The 16,454-nt window shown below is 57.5% G+C and carries 15 protein-coding genes; 6 read left to right on the plus strand and 9 right to left on the minus strand.

The genetic code is table 11. The annotated features are described in order from the left end of the window. Window positions 1–9 precede the first annotated feature (9 nt). The 8 genes from corA to lptM all read right to left on the minus strand — a co-directional run bounded on the left by corA (window position 10) and on the right by lptM (window position 6,970). Entirely contained in the window at window positions 10–960 is a 951-nt protein-coding gene (gene corA, locus ADJ24_RS20990; protein WP_008501540.1) for a magnesium/cobalt transporter CorA, read from the minus strand. 151 nt (window positions 961–1,111) lie between these two features. Next, a complete protein-coding gene (ysgD, locus tag ADJ24_RS25640; protein ID WP_212743980.1) occupies window positions 1,112–1,168 on the minus strand; it encodes a YsgD/CorL family protein in 57 nt (18 codons plus the stop codon). A 149-nt stretch (window positions 1,169–1,317) separates the two neighbouring features. After that, the gene (gene uvrD / locus ADJ24_RS20995; protein ID WP_023309623.1) at window positions 1,318–3,480 is read right to left on the minus strand and encodes a DNA helicase II; all 2,163 of its coding nucleotides are present in this window, start codon (window positions 3,478–3,480) and stop codon (window positions 1,318–1,320) included. A gap of 107 nt (window positions 3,481–3,587) precedes the next feature. Next, a complete protein-coding gene (yigB, locus tag ADJ24_RS21000) occupies window positions 3,588–4,304 on the minus strand; it encodes a 5-amino-6-(5-phospho-D-ribitylamino)uracil phosphatase YigB (RefSeq protein ID WP_023309624.1) in 717 nt (238 codons plus the stop codon). Further along, a complete protein-coding gene (xerC, locus tag ADJ24_RS21005; RefSeq protein WP_023309625.1) occupies window positions 4,304–5,206 on the minus strand; it encodes a tyrosine recombinase XerC in 903 nt (300 codons plus the stop codon). The genes yigB and xerC overlap by 1 nt, the downstream gene beginning before the upstream one ends. Next, complete coding sequence (locus ADJ24_RS21010) at window positions 5,203–5,910, minus strand: DUF484 domain-containing protein (protein ID WP_023309626.1); 708 nt, start codon at window positions 5,908–5,910, stop codon at window positions 5,203–5,205. Before ADJ24_RS21010 ends, xerC begins: the two co-directional genes overlap by 4 nt. Further along, window positions 5,907–6,731: a diaminopimelate epimerase gene (dapF, locus tag ADJ24_RS21015; RefSeq protein WP_023309627.1), complete on the minus strand. Its 825-nt coding sequence runs from the start codon at window positions 6,729–6,731 to the stop codon at window positions 5,907–5,909. Before dapF ends, ADJ24_RS21010 begins: the two co-directional genes overlap by 4 nt. Before the next feature lie 35 nt (window positions 6,732–6,766). Beyond that, window positions 6,767–6,970, minus strand: a complete 204-nt coding sequence (gene lptM / locus ADJ24_RS21020; RefSeq protein ID WP_014885650.1) for an LPS translocon maturation chaperone LptM — start codon at window positions 6,968–6,970, stop codon at window positions 6,767–6,769. Between the two features lie 135 nt (window positions 6,971–7,105). Between lptM and cyaY the strand changes: the two genes are divergently transcribed. After that, window positions 7,106–7,426 carry an iron donor protein CyaY gene (gene cyaY / locus ADJ24_RS21025; RefSeq protein ID WP_023309628.1) on the plus strand — a complete coding sequence of 107 codons (321 nt, stop codon included), beginning with the start codon at window positions 7,106–7,108 and terminating at the stop codon, window positions 7,424–7,426. A 95-nt stretch (window positions 7,427–7,521) separates the two neighbouring features. Here the strand turns inward: cyaY and cyaA are convergent, their stop codons facing one another. Next, entirely contained in the window at window positions 7,522–10,065 is a 2,544-nt protein-coding gene (cyaA, locus tag ADJ24_RS21030; RefSeq protein WP_023309629.1) for a class I adenylate cyclase, read from the minus strand. Between the two features lie 350 nt (window positions 10,066–10,415). Between cyaA and hemC the strand changes: the two genes are divergently transcribed. The 5 genes from hemC to ADJ24_RS21055 all read left to right on the plus strand — a co-directional run bounded on the left by hemC (window position 10,416) and on the right by ADJ24_RS21055 (window position 15,897). Then, complete coding sequence (gene hemC, locus ADJ24_RS21035) at window positions 10,416–11,357, plus strand: hydroxymethylbilane synthase (RefSeq protein WP_032667978.1); 942 nt, start codon at window positions 10,416–10,418, stop codon at window positions 11,355–11,357. Beyond that, a complete protein-coding gene (gene hemD / locus ADJ24_RS21040; RefSeq protein WP_023309631.1) occupies window positions 11,354–12,094 on the plus strand; it encodes a uroporphyrinogen-III synthase in 741 nt (246 codons plus the stop codon). The genes hemC and hemD overlap by 4 nt, the downstream gene beginning before the upstream one ends. 20 nt (window positions 12,095–12,114) lie before the next feature. Beyond that, the gene (gene hemX, locus ADJ24_RS21045; protein WP_023309632.1) at window positions 12,115–13,311 is read left to right on the plus strand and encodes a uroporphyrinogen-III C-methyltransferase; all 1,197 of its coding nucleotides are present in this window, start codon (window positions 12,115–12,117) and stop codon (window positions 13,309–13,311) included. Window positions 13,312–13,313: 2 nt separating this feature from the next. Further along, the gene (hemY, locus tag ADJ24_RS21050) at window positions 13,314–14,513 is read left to right on the plus strand and encodes a protoheme IX biogenesis protein HemY (protein ID WP_023309633.1); all 1,200 of its coding nucleotides are present in this window, start codon (window positions 13,314–13,316) and stop codon (window positions 14,511–14,513) included. 172 nt (window positions 14,514–14,685) lie between these two features. Next, complete coding sequence (locus tag ADJ24_RS21055; protein ID WP_023309634.1) at window positions 14,686–15,897, plus strand: hypothetical protein; 1,212 nt, start codon at window positions 14,686–14,688, stop codon at window positions 15,895–15,897. Window positions 15,898–16,454 lie beyond the last annotated feature (557 nt).

Below are 16,454 nucleotides of genomic sequence, written 5' to 3' on the forward strand. Positions count from 1 at the left end.
GCCAGATTTTTACAGCCAGTTCCGGCGCTTAAAGTACAGATACGGCGCCAGCCCCGCGAGGATCATAAAGATAATCGCCCCCGGGTAACCAAAGCTCCATTTCAGCTCCGGCATAAACTCAAAGTTCATCCCGTAGCTGGACGCCACCAGCGTCGGCGGCAGGAACACCACGGACACTACCGAGAAGATCTTGATGATGCGGTTCTGCTCGATGTTGATAAAGCCCATCGCCGCCTGCATCAGGAAGTTCACCTTCTGGAACAGAGATTCGTTGTGCGGCAGCAGGGATTCGATATCTCGTAAGATCTCACGCGCCTGCTCCAGCTGACCGCCCGGCAGACGCGCCTTGCGCACCAGGAAGTTCAGCGCGCGCTGGGTATCCATCAGACACAAGCGCACCTTCCAGCCGATATCTTCCAGCTCTGCCAGCGTGGAGAGCGCTTCGTCGTATTCATCGCCCTGATGGCCTTCCATGATCACGCGGCTAAGCTTTTCCAGATCGCTGTAGATGTTTTCAATTTCGTCCGCCAGCTGTTCAATTTTGGTCTCGAACAGATCGAGCAGCAGCTCGTAAGCGTTACCGTCCACCATTGCCTGGCTGCGGGCGCGCATACGGTAGAGGCGAAATGCCGGCAGCTCGCGCTCGCGCAGGGTAAACAGACGGCCGTCGCGAATGGTAAACGCCACGGTGGAGTTACCCGCGTGGTCTTCCGCATCTTCAAAGAAGAAGAAGGAGTGAATATGCAAACCGTCTTCGTCTTCAAAAAAACGCGCGGATGCTTCGATGTCTTCCAGTTCCGGGCGGGTTGCCAGGCTTTGCCCCAGTTCAGATTGTACGCGAAGGCGTTCATCGTCGTCCGGCTCGACCAGATCCACCCATACGGCATCAATGAGGGGCTGTGACTCTTCGGCTTCAAGCCGAGTCAGTCGGTTATTTTCGAGTTGAAATGCGCTCAACATGACCGGGACTCCCAATGCAAAAAATATCGGACAGTTCGGTGGGTACACAGAAACAAATTGGGTTTCAGACCATTAAACAGCCTGACTCAGCGCGACGGGAATAATGCAGGTCGCTGACAACCACTAAGGCCATCAGCAAGAGGAGATAGCCTTAGGAGTTGTTCCTGGATGACAGGGAATTGAGCCAGTATCTACTGGGTGTGTCCAAGGCGAATGTCCTCTTAGCGTAATCGTGCGCGCATGTTACGCCAGCTATAACTGTGGCGTCAACACGCAACGGAACGCTGAAGGGCATTAATTGACCTTCACTGTATAAGGCTAGCAGATTATTACAAAATAATGATATTTTTCTGAATGTTAGACTGTTTCCAGCTTCGCATAGGCCGCCACCAGCCATTTGATCCCCTGCCCCTGGAACGCTACCTGCAGGCGGCTGTGCTCGCCGCTGCCTTCCAGATTCACAATGGTGCCTTCGCCAAACTTCGAATGGCGCACGCGCTGGCCCAGCTTGTAACCGGTGTCGGTTTCCGCAATCGGCGAGCCCATGCGCTGATGGCTGACCGGACGGCTGATGCTCGCTCGCAGACGCACCTCTTCTACGCACTCTTCCGGCAGCTCGCCGATGAAGCGCGACGGACGGTGATAAACCTCTTTACCGTACAGACGGCGTGTTTCGGCGTAGGTTAGCGTCAGCTTTTGCATCGCGCGCGTCACGCCCACGTAGGCCAGACGACGTTCCTCTTCCAGACGTCCGCCTTCATCCAGCGACATCTGGCTCGGGAACATCCCCTCTTCCATCCCGACGATAAACACCTGCGGGAACTCCAGACCTTTGGCGGAGTGCAGGGTCATCAGCTGAACCGCATCCTGCCAGGTGTCCGCCTGCCCTTCACCCGCTTCCAGCGCGGCGTGGGAGAGGAACGCCTGCAGCGGCATCAGGTCTTCGTCTTCTTCGTTGTAGCTGAACTGGCGCGTTGCCGTGACCAGTTCCTCTAAGTTCTCAATACGGGTCTGGCCCTTCTCGCCTTTTTCCTGCTCGTACATGGTTCGCAGGCCGGAGTCTTTAATCACCCGGTCGGTCTGCACGTGCAGCGGCATGTCGGCGGTTTCCTGCGCCAGAGCGTCAATCAGCTCAAGGAAGCGCTGTAACGCGCTGGCGGCACGTCCGGCGAGCGCTTTTTCCTGCAGCAGCTCGCGGCACGCCTGCCACAGCGTCAGCTGGCGATCGCGCGAGGCCTGACGCACCACGTCCAGCGTGCGGTCGCCAATCCCGCGGGTCGGCGTGTTCACCACGCGCTCAAACGCCGCGTCGTCGTTACGGTTGGCAATGAGGCGCAGATACGACAGCGCATCTTTGATTTCCTGACGTTCGAAGAATCGCATGCCGCCATAAATGCGGTACGGCATGCTCACCTGCAGCAGCGCCTCTTCCAGCACGCGCGACTGGGCGTTGCTGCGGTAGAGAATGGCGCACTGCTCCAGCGCGCCGCCGTTGTCTTGCCAGGTTTTGATGCGGTTCACCACGAAGCGGGCTTCGTCGAGCTCGTTGAAGGCGCAGTAAATCGAAATCGGTTCGCCGTCGACGCCGTTGGTCCACAGCTTTTTACCCAGACGCCCGTTGTTGTTCTCAATCAGGGCGTTGGCCGCGCTCAGAATGTTGCTGGTTGAGCGGTAGTTCTGCTCCAGACGGATGGTTTCCGCGCCGGGGAAATCGTTGAGGAAGCGCTGAATATTTTCTACCTGCGCCCCGCGCCAGCCGTAGATCGACTGGTCATCATCGCCCACGATCATCACCTTGCCGGTATCACCGGCAAGCAGGCGGATCCACGCGTACTGAATGTTGTTGGTATCCTGGAACTCGTCCACCAGGATATTGGTGAAGCGTTCACGGTAGTGCTGCAGGATGTGCGGCTTGTTGAGCCACAGCTCGTGGGCGCGCAGCAGCAGCTCGGCAAAATCCACCAGACCGGCGCGATCGCACGCTTCCTGATAGGCCTTGTAGACGTTCTGCCAGGTCTGCTCGACCGGGTTGCCGAAGCTCTGAATGTGGTGCGGGCGCAGCCCTTCGTCCTTCTGGCCGTTGATGTACCACATCGCCTGACGCGGTGGCCACTGCTTCTCATCGAGGTTCATCGCCTTGATCAGGCGTTTCAGCAGACGGAGCTGGTCTTCGCTGTCGAGGATCTGGAAATCCTGCGGCAGGTTGGCGTCCATGTGGTGTGCGCGCAGCAGGCGGTGCGCCAGACCGTGGAAGGTGCCAACCCACATGCCGCCCTGGCTGGTGCCCATCAGCTGAGCGATACGGTGGCGCATCTCTGCCGCCGCCTTGTTGGTAAACGTCACCGCCATGATGGAGTACGGGGAGCAGTTCTCCACGCTCTGCAGCCAGGCGATACGGTGAACCAGCACGCGCGTCTTACCACTGCCCGCCCCAGCCAGTACCAGCATGTTGGTGCGCGAGGCGGCAACCGCGTCACGCTGTTTGTCATTAAGGCTGTCGAGCAGGTAAGAAACGTCCATTGGCACCGTCACATAGTATTCAGGAACACAGCGAAGCGCCCGGTGGCGCTCCGCTTACCGGGCCTACAACTGCAAACCCCTGGTAATTTATACAATATTACTGGTGATTATATCAGCGTCGTGAGGGATGCCAACCGTGAAATTTCCACGTGCGGCAGAAGACGGCTGTCGGTTGCGGTCATTAGCTCCGCATTTTCCGGCTTGATCCAGCAGGCCTGCATCCCGCAGCGGATAGCACCGGCCACGTCCGTGGTCAGGTCATCCCCCACGTGCAGAATGTTACCCAGCGGCAGGTTAAGCTTATCTGCCGCCAGATGGTACATATCATTAAATGGCTTCGCGCGCCCGTGCGGGCCAGCGCGCAGCACAAATTCAAAGTAATCGCTGAGGCCAAACAGCTCCGGCTGAGCATTGCCGTTAGTGATCGCCACCAGCGGCCACTTTTCGGCAAGCTTCGCCAGCGTGTCGTGGGTCTCCTGCGGCACGTCGATACGGCTGCGCCATTTGGCAAAGTTTTCCATGGCCGCTTCGGCACCGATGGCCGCATCCTGCGCGCTCAGGCCGGCATTGAGCATCGCCTGCTCGACCGCACGACGACGCCATTCGGTCACGTCGTGGTAAATGTCCGGCTCGGTTTCCCGCAGGGACTGACGGAGCTTCTGAAAGTCCTTGTTCTGCATCGCTTTCAGCGCGGGATGGTAGTTCTGCACAAACGCCAGCGACTCCTGCTCGGTACGCAGGATCACCTCGCGGTTGTCGTAAAGGGTGTCATCAAGGTCAAACGTCAGGGCTGAGATCTGACCAAGTGGGCGGTAAAAACGCATTATTTCCCCCGTTTGGCGCGTGGATGCGCCGCGTCATACACCGAGGCAAGGTGTTGGAAGTCTAAGTGGGTATAGATTTGAGTGGTCGACAGATTCGCGTGGCCAAGCAGTTCCTGCACGCCGCGCAGATCGCCGCTCGACTCAAGCATGTGTGTCGCAAAGGAGTGGCGCAGCTTGTGCGGATGAACGTGGCTGTTCAGCCCCTGCTTAATGCCCCACTCCGCAAAGCGCTTCTGGACGTTACGCGCGGAGATCCGCTTGCCGAGCTTCGACAGGAACAGCGCATCCTCTTCGCTGCCAAACAGCCCGCGCAGGTCAAGCCAGTGCTCAATCCAGGAAACTGCATTGCGGCCAATCGGCAGGCGGCGCTCTTTGCTGCCCTTGCCCATTACCCACACTTCACCGGACTCCAGATCGAGGTGTTTGATATCAAGATTAACTAGCTCGGACAGACGCAGCCCGGCACCGTACATCACCTCCAGCATCGCGCGGTCGCGCACGGCGAGCGGATCGTTAAGGTCGATATCCAGCAGGCGATTTACGTCGTCAACGTCGATATTTTTAGGCAGATGGCGCGGCGCTTTCGGCGTGGCGATCCCCTTTGCCGGGTTGGCTTTTAAGCCCCCCTGGCTGACCAGCCAGTCGAAGAAACTGCGCAGCGCCGAGAGCCTGAGCGCCAGGCTTGCCGGGCTGAGATTTTTTTTACGGCTACGCACGACGAACCCGCGTACCGTCGCAGCGTCACATTGTTGCCAGCTTTTCAGGCCGATTTCGTCGGCGATCTGCATGATGGCATCAAGCTGACGCTGGTAGTTGAGCAGGGTAATGGGGCTAAGCTGACGCTCCACGCCCAGATAGCGCAGAAAGCGCGAGACGTCAGTGGCGAGCAGTCCGTCCGTCATACGCGCTCAATCCAGCGCTCCAGCAGCTCGGGCAGCATCAGGGCGATCTCCTGCAGCAGGTGCGTCGCTTGCCCCTGCTCATAGTGATGCGCATCGCGGCTGGTAAATAACATGACACCCAGATCGCCATCGCGCCCCATCAGCGACATCGCCACCGAGCCAATCGCTTTGGCTTCCGGTAACACCACCAGCAGCTCAGGCCCGTTCAGCGGCCCCAGATAGTGGTGCTCATGGCCCAGACGCTGAATGCGCAGCGGTTCAAACGCCTGACGGCTAAGAGCCAGATGGGTGAACCCCGACGGTGCGCCAATGCGCCAGCGGTCAGGGAAAAGCCGAATCGTTGCGCCCGCCAGCCCCAGCTCGCGAGCCCAGCGGTGGAAGCGGCTGAGGAACTCGTCAAGACTGTGCGCCGACGCCAGACGCGCCTGCAGATGCAGCAGACGATAGAACAGGCTTTCGTTGGTGCTGGCCTGCTCCATCAGCAGCGTCATGTTCTCTTCCAGCTGATTGATGTGGTTGCGCGAGCGCGCCATGTGCCATTCGACCAGCGACACGGTCCCGCGAACCGGATGCGGCACGCGCATCTCTTCGACGACGCGTGCATTGCGAATAAAGAACTCAGGATTGCGCAGCAGATAATCAACAACAGCTCTGTCGTCCAGTTCCGTCACTGTTTCCTGCAGTTCTTCCCCTGGTTGTTTCATAGATGGATAAACCCGTCATAGACATGTGCCGCCGGGCCAGTCATATACAGTGGATGACCCGGTCCTTTCCAGGCGATATCAAGCCGGCCGCCCGGTAATTCCACGCGAACCTCTTCTGCCAGTAACCCCTGAGAGATGCCAACGGCCACCGCAGCACAGGCGCCGCTTCCGCAGGCCTGAGTCTCGCCCGCGCCGCGCTCGTAAACCCGCAGGCGAATGTGCTCGCGCTTCACCACCTGCATAAAGCCGATGTTCGCGCGTTCCGGGAAACGTTCGTGGCTTTCCAGCACCGGGCCGAGCGTTTCGACCGCGGCGGTTTCCACATTATCAACCTGAATCACGCAGTGTGGGTTACCCATTGAGACGACGCCGCACAATACTGTCTGCTCGGCCGCACGCATAATATAGGTCTTTTCCGCTTTGTTTGCGCGAAACGGCACGACGGAGGGCTCGAAGTTAGGCTCGCCCATGTTCACGCGCACCAGCTCATCATCGGTGACGCTGAGCACCATGCGGCCATTGGCCGTGCTGACGCGAATATCACGCTTGTTGGTCAGCCCTTTCAGGCGGACAAAGCGGGCAAAACAGCGCGCGCCGTTGCCGCACTGGTTAACTTCGCTGCCGTCCGCGTTAAAAATACGGTAGTGGAAATCGAGGTCGGGATCGTACGGTGGCTCGACCACCAGCAGCTGATCGAACCCCACGCCCAGATGCCGATCCGCCAGGCGACGGATCAGTTCCGGGGAGAAAAACACATTCTGCGTTACCGCGTCGACGACCATAAAATCGTTGCCAAGGCCATGCATTTTAGAGAACTGCATCATTTGCTCCATTGCGCGGGTACAGAACGTTGTCGTCAGAGATTAACCTGAGTCGGGCCACCGTTGTCGCCACGATCGTTAGTATTTGGCGTGGTGGACTCAATGCCGCTTTGCACGGGTTTCGTCGGCGGCGGCGCGGTTTTATCCGCCGGTGGGAAGTACAGTGGTCCCTTCAGTCCGCAGCCAGTCAGGCTAAACAGCGTGATGAGAACGGCAAGCGTTCGGAAAGCGTTTTTCATTATAAAGTTGCCCGTAAGTTCAAATCTGTTTCTATCATCGCAGGAGAAGACACAAAAGCAAGAGTTTGCCGCTTTCCTGCAACGGGAATTATTTAGGGTTATACTGCCGGCATCACGAAAAACAGGAACAAAACCATGAACGACAGTGAATTCCATCGCCTTGCCGACAACCTGTGGATGACCATCGAAGAGCGTCTTGACGACTGGGATGGCGACAGCGATATCGATTGTGAAATCAACGGCGGCATTCTGACCCTGAGCTTCGAAAATGGCAGCAAAATTATTATTAACCGCCAGGAGCCGCTTCACCAGGTGTGGCTGGCCGCGAAACAGGGCGGCTATCATTTCGATCTGAAGGACGGGGAATGGGTTTGCGACCGCAGCTGCGTACCGTTCTGGGATCTGCTGGAACAGGCGGCTACCGCGCAGGCGGGTGAGGCTGTGAGTTTCAGATAGTTTTGGTGCCGGGTGGCGCTGCGCTTACCCGGCCTACGGGTTCGAGCTGTTGTAGGCCCGGTAAGGCGTAGCCGCCACCGGGCGAGCGAAAAGGCTCAGGAGAAATACTGTTGCAGCAGCGGCGCGGTGTCCTGATTGGCAGGCGCGGCAGGCGTTACGGCCTGGGTGCGGAACGGGATCACCTGCGTACGACCGTCGACGTTCACAATCTGGTAGAACTGCGGCAGGTTAAAGTTGATAAAGCTTGAGCCGTAGGTGAAACGGTCATGCGAAGAGGAGTAGAAGCGGCTGACGTCGCGCACCAGCTCCTCTTTACTGCCTTCACAGTGGTGATACACCTCGGCGCGGTTGGTTTCATCCAGAATGTAGATGTTGAACCCGGCATCATCGCCCGACTCTTCAAAGAAGAACTGAATAATCCCTTCGCTGGCGAATCCGTCCACCACCTGCGGGAGCTTAACGTGGTTGGTTTCCACCTGCACCGACAGGCCATGCAGCTTGTTGTGTGAAATCGCGCCGTAGAACTCGATGGCGTTTTCCAGCTTCTGTACCGACACGTTCAGGCGTTCGAAGAACAGGCCCCAGGTCTGGCCGGAGACGCGCAGCGCTTTAAAGCGCCCGGTTTCCTGACGGGTACTGGAGAGACGCAGTTCGATACACTCAGAAACCAGCTGCTGCACGCGGGTACGAATTAAACCGCGCAGGTGCTGGCTGTAGCAGAACACCTCAACGCTGTCCGGCGGTGCGGCATCCTGGTGCATCTTGCCGAGAATCGTTTTCAGCGCCTCGATCATCGCCTGCTCGCCGTTGAAATGCAGGGTACGCACTTCGTTCCACGAGTTGCGGTACAGCAGATCCACGCTGCCCACCAGGCAGTTTTGCTGCTCACCAAAGCTGAAGACGTCCAGCTTGCGGAAGTCAAAGTGAACTACCTGATTGCGGAAGGCCGCCGTCGGGTCGTACTCCAGGTTGACGATAATCGCCAGATGGCGAATCTCGCACGGGCTGTAGAGCGCTTTAGGCGTTGGGGCAGGCAGACGCAGCGGGAAGTGGTGCGACACATCCGCGACCATCTCCTGCAGCTTAGCGAGATCAACCACCTCGTTGCCTTTGATAAACAGGCGCGTGCGCGAGGTCAGCAGGCCGTTAAACCAGGCCCAGGCCACCAGCTTGTTCAGGTAGCGGTTATACTCCAGCGGCTGATGGCTGATGATTGAGTCCATGCTTGGCGCACGGTTATACAGATACCACCCGGTGCGGTTTGCGCGGCCCGGCGGCACGTAGATAAAGGTCAGATTCGGTTCTGACAGGTCTGGCGAAATCTGCGGGTTAACCAGGGTGACTTTACCCGGCAGCGCTTCAAACGCGGCATACAGCTTACGGGTTAATACCCCGATGTCCTGCGGGCTGGCGGAAACGCTGAGGTTGTTACGGCGCGCAAAGCGGATCAGGTTACGATAGCTTTGCATCATCGCATCGAGCAGTTCGTTGTGCGCTTCACGCACCTGATCGATTTTCCAGTTGGCCCGGTTGTCGAGCATGGACAGACGCGCTTCGTCCCATCCCCACTCTTTCACTAACTGACTGACCACTTCACGACGCCAGCCCACGCAGGCGCGCTCGCGGCTCAATTTCTCACAGACTTTGAGATAGAAACATCGACGCACCAGATCCAGACGCGTGGTGTCATCAATGGCTTTCAGGTATTCGGTCACGCGCTCCAGCATCATGCAGTAGGCGTCCAGCCCGAAGGAGACGATCTCCCCGTCGTGCAGACGTTGCTTGATATCTTTCGCCAGCAGGCGAGGCGTGGGGTATTCCCAGGAATAGGCTTCCAGCAGCAGCGTTTTCAGCACCGCTTTGTACGGCGAGTCGATACTTTTATAGAGCTGCCAGAGGCTTGCGCCAAAGTACTCTTCTGCTGACAGAGAGCTCAGACCGCCGAGGTCCAGCCATTCGTTTGGCGTCAGTACGCCCTGCGCGTAAAGCGACATGACGTAGTCATCGTAATGCTCTTCTTCTTCGCACGGGACCATATTCCACAGAATACGCTTCCCGGCCAGACGCACGGCAGTACGGTAAAATTCATCCAGCAGTAAGATGTGCTGAGTCGAGCCGCAGTCCTCACCACCCAGACTGCCGCTTTCGTTATGGCGGAAACGGTTTTCATCAATCAGGAAGAAGCTTACTTCCACGCCGAGCGAGGCCGCCCAGCTCTCCAGCAGGCTGCACTTGCGCTGCAGCAGCTGACGCTCGTCGTTATCGAGCCAGGACTGATGGCAGACCCAGATGTCCAGGTCCGAAGAACAGCTTTGCCCTACCGATGAGGTGCTCCCCATCGAGTAAACGCCGGTAATCGGTAGTTCACCTTTTGGAGACTCCTGTGGCGGCATGCCGCGGTAGAGTTCCAGTTCGTTGAGGTAATGCTGTTGGGTTTCATCAGGCGTGAAAAGGCAAATGCCCTGGGGAACGTTACCGTCAAGGTAGCCAGGCATCAGCGGATGGTGATAGTGCAATAATGTCGGCAGCAGACTGTATACCTGCTGGAAAGCAGGGCCCATGGCAGCAAGCGCGCGATCCACACGCAGTTGATTAATGGCATCCAGTCTCTGTTTCAGAGTCTCAATATAGAGGTACAAGACGTATCGCCTGATGTTTCCGGGTGTCGCAAGCTATTCAAAACACGAATAACAGCGGACCCGCAGTATTTCAAAAAGATAACCGTTACCCTTTTTCGCCCTTATCATTTTTGGTGGTACCGACGAAAAAATGGTCTAAAACGTGATCAATTTAACACCTTGCCGGTTGACCGTAAAGAAAGATGCGCTACATACAAGTGTAGCACCGTTCTGTACGTGTAAATTCCTGAATACGGCTATGGCTGACGAATACGCCGCCCTGTCCCTCTCGCGCTTCATCAACCGTAAAACTGCCATCCCAGAGTCAACAATGTTAGGATGGTTAGCGATTGATAATGACGGTAACAAGCATGTTAGACAATGTTTTGAGAATTGCCACACGCCAAAGCCCTCTCGCGCTCTGGCAGGCACATTATGTGAAGCAGCGCCTTGAAGCCTGCCACAGTGGATTGCGCGTCGAGCTGGTGCCGATGGTCACGCGCGGTGACGTGATCCTCGATACGCCCCTGGCGAAAGTGGGCGGCAAAGGCCTGTTTGTCAAAGAACTGGAACTGGCATTGCTTGAGAACCGCGCCGATATCGCCGTACATTCGATGAAAGACGTGCCCGTTGAGTTCCCGGAAGGGCTGGGGCTGGTGACCATCTGCGAGCGCGAAGATCCGCGCGATGCGTTTGTCTCTAACCACTATGATTCCCTCGACGCGCTGCCAGAAGGTAGCGTGGTTGGCACGTCCAGTTTACGTCGTCAGTGTCAGCTGGCGGAACGTCGCCCTGACCTGATCATTCGCTCGCTGCGCGGTAACGTCGGCACGCGTCTGGGCAAGCTGGATAACGGCGATTACGATGCCATTATCCTCGCCGTTGCCGGCCTTAAGCGTCTGGGGCTTGAGTCGCGCATTCGCGAGGCGTTGCCGCCAGAGCTGTCGCTCCCGGCCGTGGGACAGGGTGCCGTCGGCATCGAGTGCCGTCTGGACGATGCGCGTACCCGCGAACTGCTCGCACCGCTAAACCATGACGAGACCGCTATTCGCGTAAAAGCCGAGCGTGCGATGAATACCCGCCTCGAAGGGGGATGCCAGGTACCGATTGGCAGCTATGCTGAATTAACAGAAGGCGAACTGTGGCTGCGCGCGCTGGTGGGCGCCCCGGACGGTTCGCAGATGGTACGCGGCGAACGTCGCGGTAAAGCGCAAGATGCCGAGCAGCTTGGCGTGTCGCTGGCGGAAGAACTGCTGGATAACGGCGCCCGCGAGATCCTGGCTGACGTTTATAATGGAGAGCCCCCTGCATGAGTATTCTTGTCACCCGCCCTTCTCCCGCAGGAGAGCAGTTAGTGAGCCGTCTGCGCGCACTGGGGCAGGTGGCCTGGAGTTTTCCGCTCATTGAATTCTCCCCCGGTCGGGAGCTCTCCGCGCTCGCCGACCAGATGAATACTCTTCAAGAAGGCGACCTGCTGTTTGCGCTGTCGCAACATGCCGTGGAATTTGCCCACGCGCAGCTGCAACAGCAGGGTTTGACCTGGCCAGCCGCCCCCCGCTATTTCGCGATTGGCCGCACAACGGCACTGGCGCTGCATACCGTAAGCAGCGTGGACGTTTGTTACCCGTTAGATCGGGAAATCAGTGAAGTCTTGCTACAATTACCTGAATTACAAACTATTGCCGGAAAGCGCGCGCTCATTTTGCGCGGTAATGGTGGCCGCGAGCTGCTGGGCGAAACGCTGCGTGAACGTGGTGCAGACGTGACGTTCACTGAGTGCTATCAGCGTTGTGCAAAACACTACGATGGCGCGGAAGAGGCGATGCGCTGGCACGCGCGCGGCATTAATACGCTGGTGGTCACCAGCGGTGAAATGTTACAACAGCTTTGGTCGCTGATACCGCTCTGGTATCGCGAAAACTGGTTACTCCGCTGTCGGCTTCTGGTCGTCAGTGAGCGTCTGGCGAACCAGGCCCGGGAACTGGGCTGGCAGGATATTCGGATCGCTGATAACGCCGACAACGATGCGCTGCTGCGCGCATTACAATAACTCTCAAATGGGAAGCCATAATGACGGAACACGACAAATCCTCCGCCGTGGTTGAAGAGACCAGGGAGACTGTGGAGACGACGCCACAGCCAGAGACGACAGAGAAAACCGCTGAGAAGAAAAACGGCAGCAACAAAACGAGCCTCGCGCTGAGCGCGATTGCCATCGCCATTGCGCTGGCTGCAGGGGTTGGCCTGTACGGTCTGGTGAAGCAACAGGGCGCTAACCAGACGTCCACCAGCGATGCGCTGGTGAATCAGCTCACTGCCCTGCAAAAAGCGCAGGAGACGCAGAAAACCGAGCTGGAAACGGTGATTAAGCAGCAGGCCGCCGCGCTTGCCGAGGCGAACCGCAAACAGGAAGAGCTGGCTAAACAGCTGGGCGACGTGCAGCAGAAAGTCGCCACGATTTCCGGTACCGATGCCAAAACCTGGCTGCTCTCGCAGGCTGACTTCCTGGTGAAGCTCGCAGGACGTAAGCTCTGGAGCGATCAGGACGTCACCACTGCCGCCGCGCTGCTGAAAAGCGCCGATGCGAGCCTGGCAGACATGAACGACCCGAGCCTCATTACCGCACGTCGCGCGATCACCGAAGACATCGCCAGCCTCTCCGCCGTCTCGCAGGTGGATTACGACGGCATTATCCTCAAGGTGAACCAGCTGTCGAATCAGATTGATAACCTGCAGCTGGCGGATAATAACGACGACGACTCCCCGATGGATTCCGACGGTACCGAGCTTTCCAGCTCCCTGAGCGAATGGCGCATAAACCTGCAGAAAAGCTGGCAGAACTTTATGGACAGCTTCATCACTATCCGCCGTCGCGACGAAACCGCCGTGCCGCTGCTGGCGCCGAACCAGGATATCTATCTGCGCGAGAACATCCGTTCCCGCCTGCTGGTGGCGGCTCAGGCCGTGCCGCGTCATCAGGAAGAGACCTACAAACAGGCGCTGGATAACGTCTCAACGTGGGTACGCGCCTACTACAACACCGATGATGCGACGACCACCGCCTTCCTCGAAGACATTGATAAGCTGAGCCAGCAGAACATCACCATGAACGTGCCGGATAAGCTGGCCAGCCAGCCGATTCTGGAGAAACTGATGCAGACGCGCGTACGTAACCTGCTGGCGCAGCCGGGCGTACCGGCAGAGCCGTCGGGCGGAGCGGCACCTGCCCCGGCTCCGGCGCCTGAAAGCGCACCGCAAGGAGAGTAATGATGCTAAAAGTTCTCTTACTCTTCATCCTGCTGATCGCCGGGATCGTGCTGGGCCCCATGCTTGCGGGCCATCAGGGTTACGTCCTGATCCAGACCGATAACTACAACATTGAAACCAGCGTAACCGGCCTGACGATCATTCTGATCCTCGGCGTGGTGGTGCTGTTTGCGATCGAGTGGATCCTGCGCCGCATTTTCCGCACCGGTGCCCACACGCGCGGCTGGTTCGTTGGACGTAAACGCCGCCGCGCCCGTAAACAAACCGAGCAGGCGCTGCTTAAGCTTGCTGAGGGTGACTATCAGCAGGTTGAAAAGCTGATGTCGAAAAACGCTGACCATGCTGAACAGCCGGTGGTGAATTATCTGCTCGCAGCCGAAGCGGCGCAGCAGCGCGGTGACGAAGCCCGCGCTAATCAGCATCTGGAGCGGGCGGCAGAGCTGGCGTCCGGTGACCCAATTCCTGTGGAAATTACCCGCGTCCGCCTGCAGCTGGCACGCAATGAGAACCACGCGGCTCGCCACGGTATCGATCGCCTGCTGGAAGTTGCGCCACGTCATCCGGAAGTGCTGCGTCTTGCCGAGCAGGCGTATATTCGTACCGGCGCCTGGGGTTCGCTGCTGGACATCATTCCGTCGATGGCGAAAGCCGAGGTGGGCGACGATGAACATCGTGATGAGCTGCAGCGTCTGGCATGGATTGGCCTGATGGATCAGGCGCGCGCCGACCTGGGCAGCGACGGTCTGAAAACGTGGTGGAAGAATCAGAGCCGTAAGACGCGCCAGCAGGTTCCTCTGCAGGTCGCCATGGCGGAACATCTTATTGAATGTGACGATCATGACACGGCTCAGGAGATCCTCCTCGACGGCCTGAAGCGCCAGTATGACGATCGTCTGGTGATGGTGATCCCGCGCCTGAAAACCAATAATCCTGAGCAAATCGAAAAAGTGCTGCGTCAGCAGATTAAAAGCGTCGGCGATCGTCCGCTGCTGTGGAGCACCCTCGGTCAGTCGTTAATGAAGCATGGCGAATGGCAGGAGGCGAGCCTCGCCTTCCGTGCAGCGCTGAAACAGCGTCCGGACGCGTTTGACTACGCGTGGCTTGCCGATACGCTGGACAAGCAGCATAAGCCGGAAGAGGCAGCCGCCATGCGGCGTGACGGATTGCTGCTAACGCTGCAAAATAACGGTACGCAGCAGTAAATAAAAAGGAGGCCAGAGGGCCTCCTTTTTTTATCGCCTTTCTCCTGCTACATTCTTTGCACCCACATCCGCAAACGAATCCGCCAATGTAACGATGTCTTTTCATTAACCTTTTTTCACACACGCGCACATTTTGCAGCGTGGACTAAATCGTTTTTGAAAGGAAATCTCAATGAACTCGCTTTTGTATGCGCTTATCCAGGCGCTGCGCTGCCACCGCTGGCTGCGCCTGCTTGCCTGTGCTTTTATCTTTTCGTCACTGGGGAATGGTCTAACCCAGGTTGTGGTCTTCGGTTTGCTGCTAGCGTGGTCAGCCCCGCCCGCTCTGCTCACTCTCGCTTTTCTTTTCGCTACGGTACCTGGGTTCATCGGCAGCATCTTAGGCGAAAAACTGTGCTCGCTCTTTTCGCCGATATCGCTGCTGATACTGACCGAGGTGCTGGGCTTGCTCGCCCTGCTCTTTCCTCTGCTTGGCGTGGGTTACCACAGCGTTGCCGCATTGCTCGCCGTGCAATCTACCGAAGCCCTGCTCAGCGGGATGAGCTGGCCCGCGCTGACATTGCTCTTTAAGCGCGGACTTAGCGAAGCAGAGCTGCCCGCTGCAACCTGTCTGGAAAATGTGATTTTCGCTTCTCAAGTGTTATTAGGGACCGGACTCGGCGTGGTGCTGTTTCAGAAGACATCCGTGTTTACCCTACTGGCCATTGATGCCGCGAGCTTTCTGGGCTCATTAGTACTGCTATGGCTGGCTGGACGCCGGTTTTCTCCGACACCAGGCCCCACCACTATGGAAAAGGGGGATTCGGCAACATTACGCTGGCAGGCGTTGACCGTTCGGCAGAAACGCAGCCTGCTCATCCTGCCGGCGCTGGCCGCCGTCGGCTCACCGGCGATGGCGCTTCTTCCGGCACTGGCCCAGCAGCTCCGTCCTCAGGATGCGGCGGGCCTTGCTTTGCCTTTGCTTTTCGCGAGGAGTCTGGGGCAGCTTTGTGGCCCCCTGCTGCTAAAAAAAGAGAGCCTGACGCGCTTTGCGGCCCACACGCCACGAATAATCGTTTGCCTGAGCATCTTTCTGGCCGCTTATGGCATGGTGCCGTTTTTGTCCGGGTGGACAGTATGCGCGCTGGGGATGATCTTTATCGCGCATCTGGCCTCGAATGTTCTCTTCGCAGCGGGCACGTTTGGGGTACTCAGTAGTTTTCCTCTCACGCAAACCGCTTCGGCCAGCGGTAAAGCCTGGCGCTGGCAAACGCTCAGCGCCTCTCTTTTCACCGGCATTGCAGCGGCGGTGGCTTCAGGGTTTGGCTCAGTACAGGCGCTCTATGCTGTCTCTGCATCAGCCCTGCTAATGGTTGCCCTGATCATGCGCCTGTATCGGGAATAAGACATAAAAAAACGCCTGCTATAAAAGCAGGCGTTAAAACAGGTCTGTAAGACAACATATTTGGTGCTTCACTCAACGTTGTGTCCATGGTGTCTGATGAGGCCGAAGCGACATCTGTCAGTGGACGATAAGCACCGTAAATGGCTCTGCGTCATTCCTGAGTTTATGAGGCACTAAGGCGAACATAAGAGATGGAATGAGCATCTACACGCATATTATTGCACGTAACGTGCCAACATAACACCCAGAACTTTTACATGACGCAACATTTTAAGATAAAAGGAAATTATGCTGCTAAGCGCCGTCTTAAGCGCTACAACGTATCGGGAAACGGCGGGAATATGTCGCCAGGAGGAGACAGCAAAACCCATAAATGTTTTTTTATCTAACTTTCAATGAGTTGTATGTCGCTGGATTGCGACAATGAAAAAGGACGCTGTCGGAGAATGACTACAGGGATGAGAAGCCTCAGAAAACAAAAAACCCCGCCGAAGCGGGGTTCAAAATTGGTCGGCGAGAGAGGATTCGAACCTCCGACCCACTGGTCCCAAACCAGT

The organism is Enterobacter sp. 940_PEND, assembly GCF_001059415.1.
GTDB classification, from domain to species: Bacteria; Pseudomonadota; Gammaproteobacteria; order Enterobacterales; family Enterobacteriaceae; genus Enterobacter; species Enterobacter cloacae_M.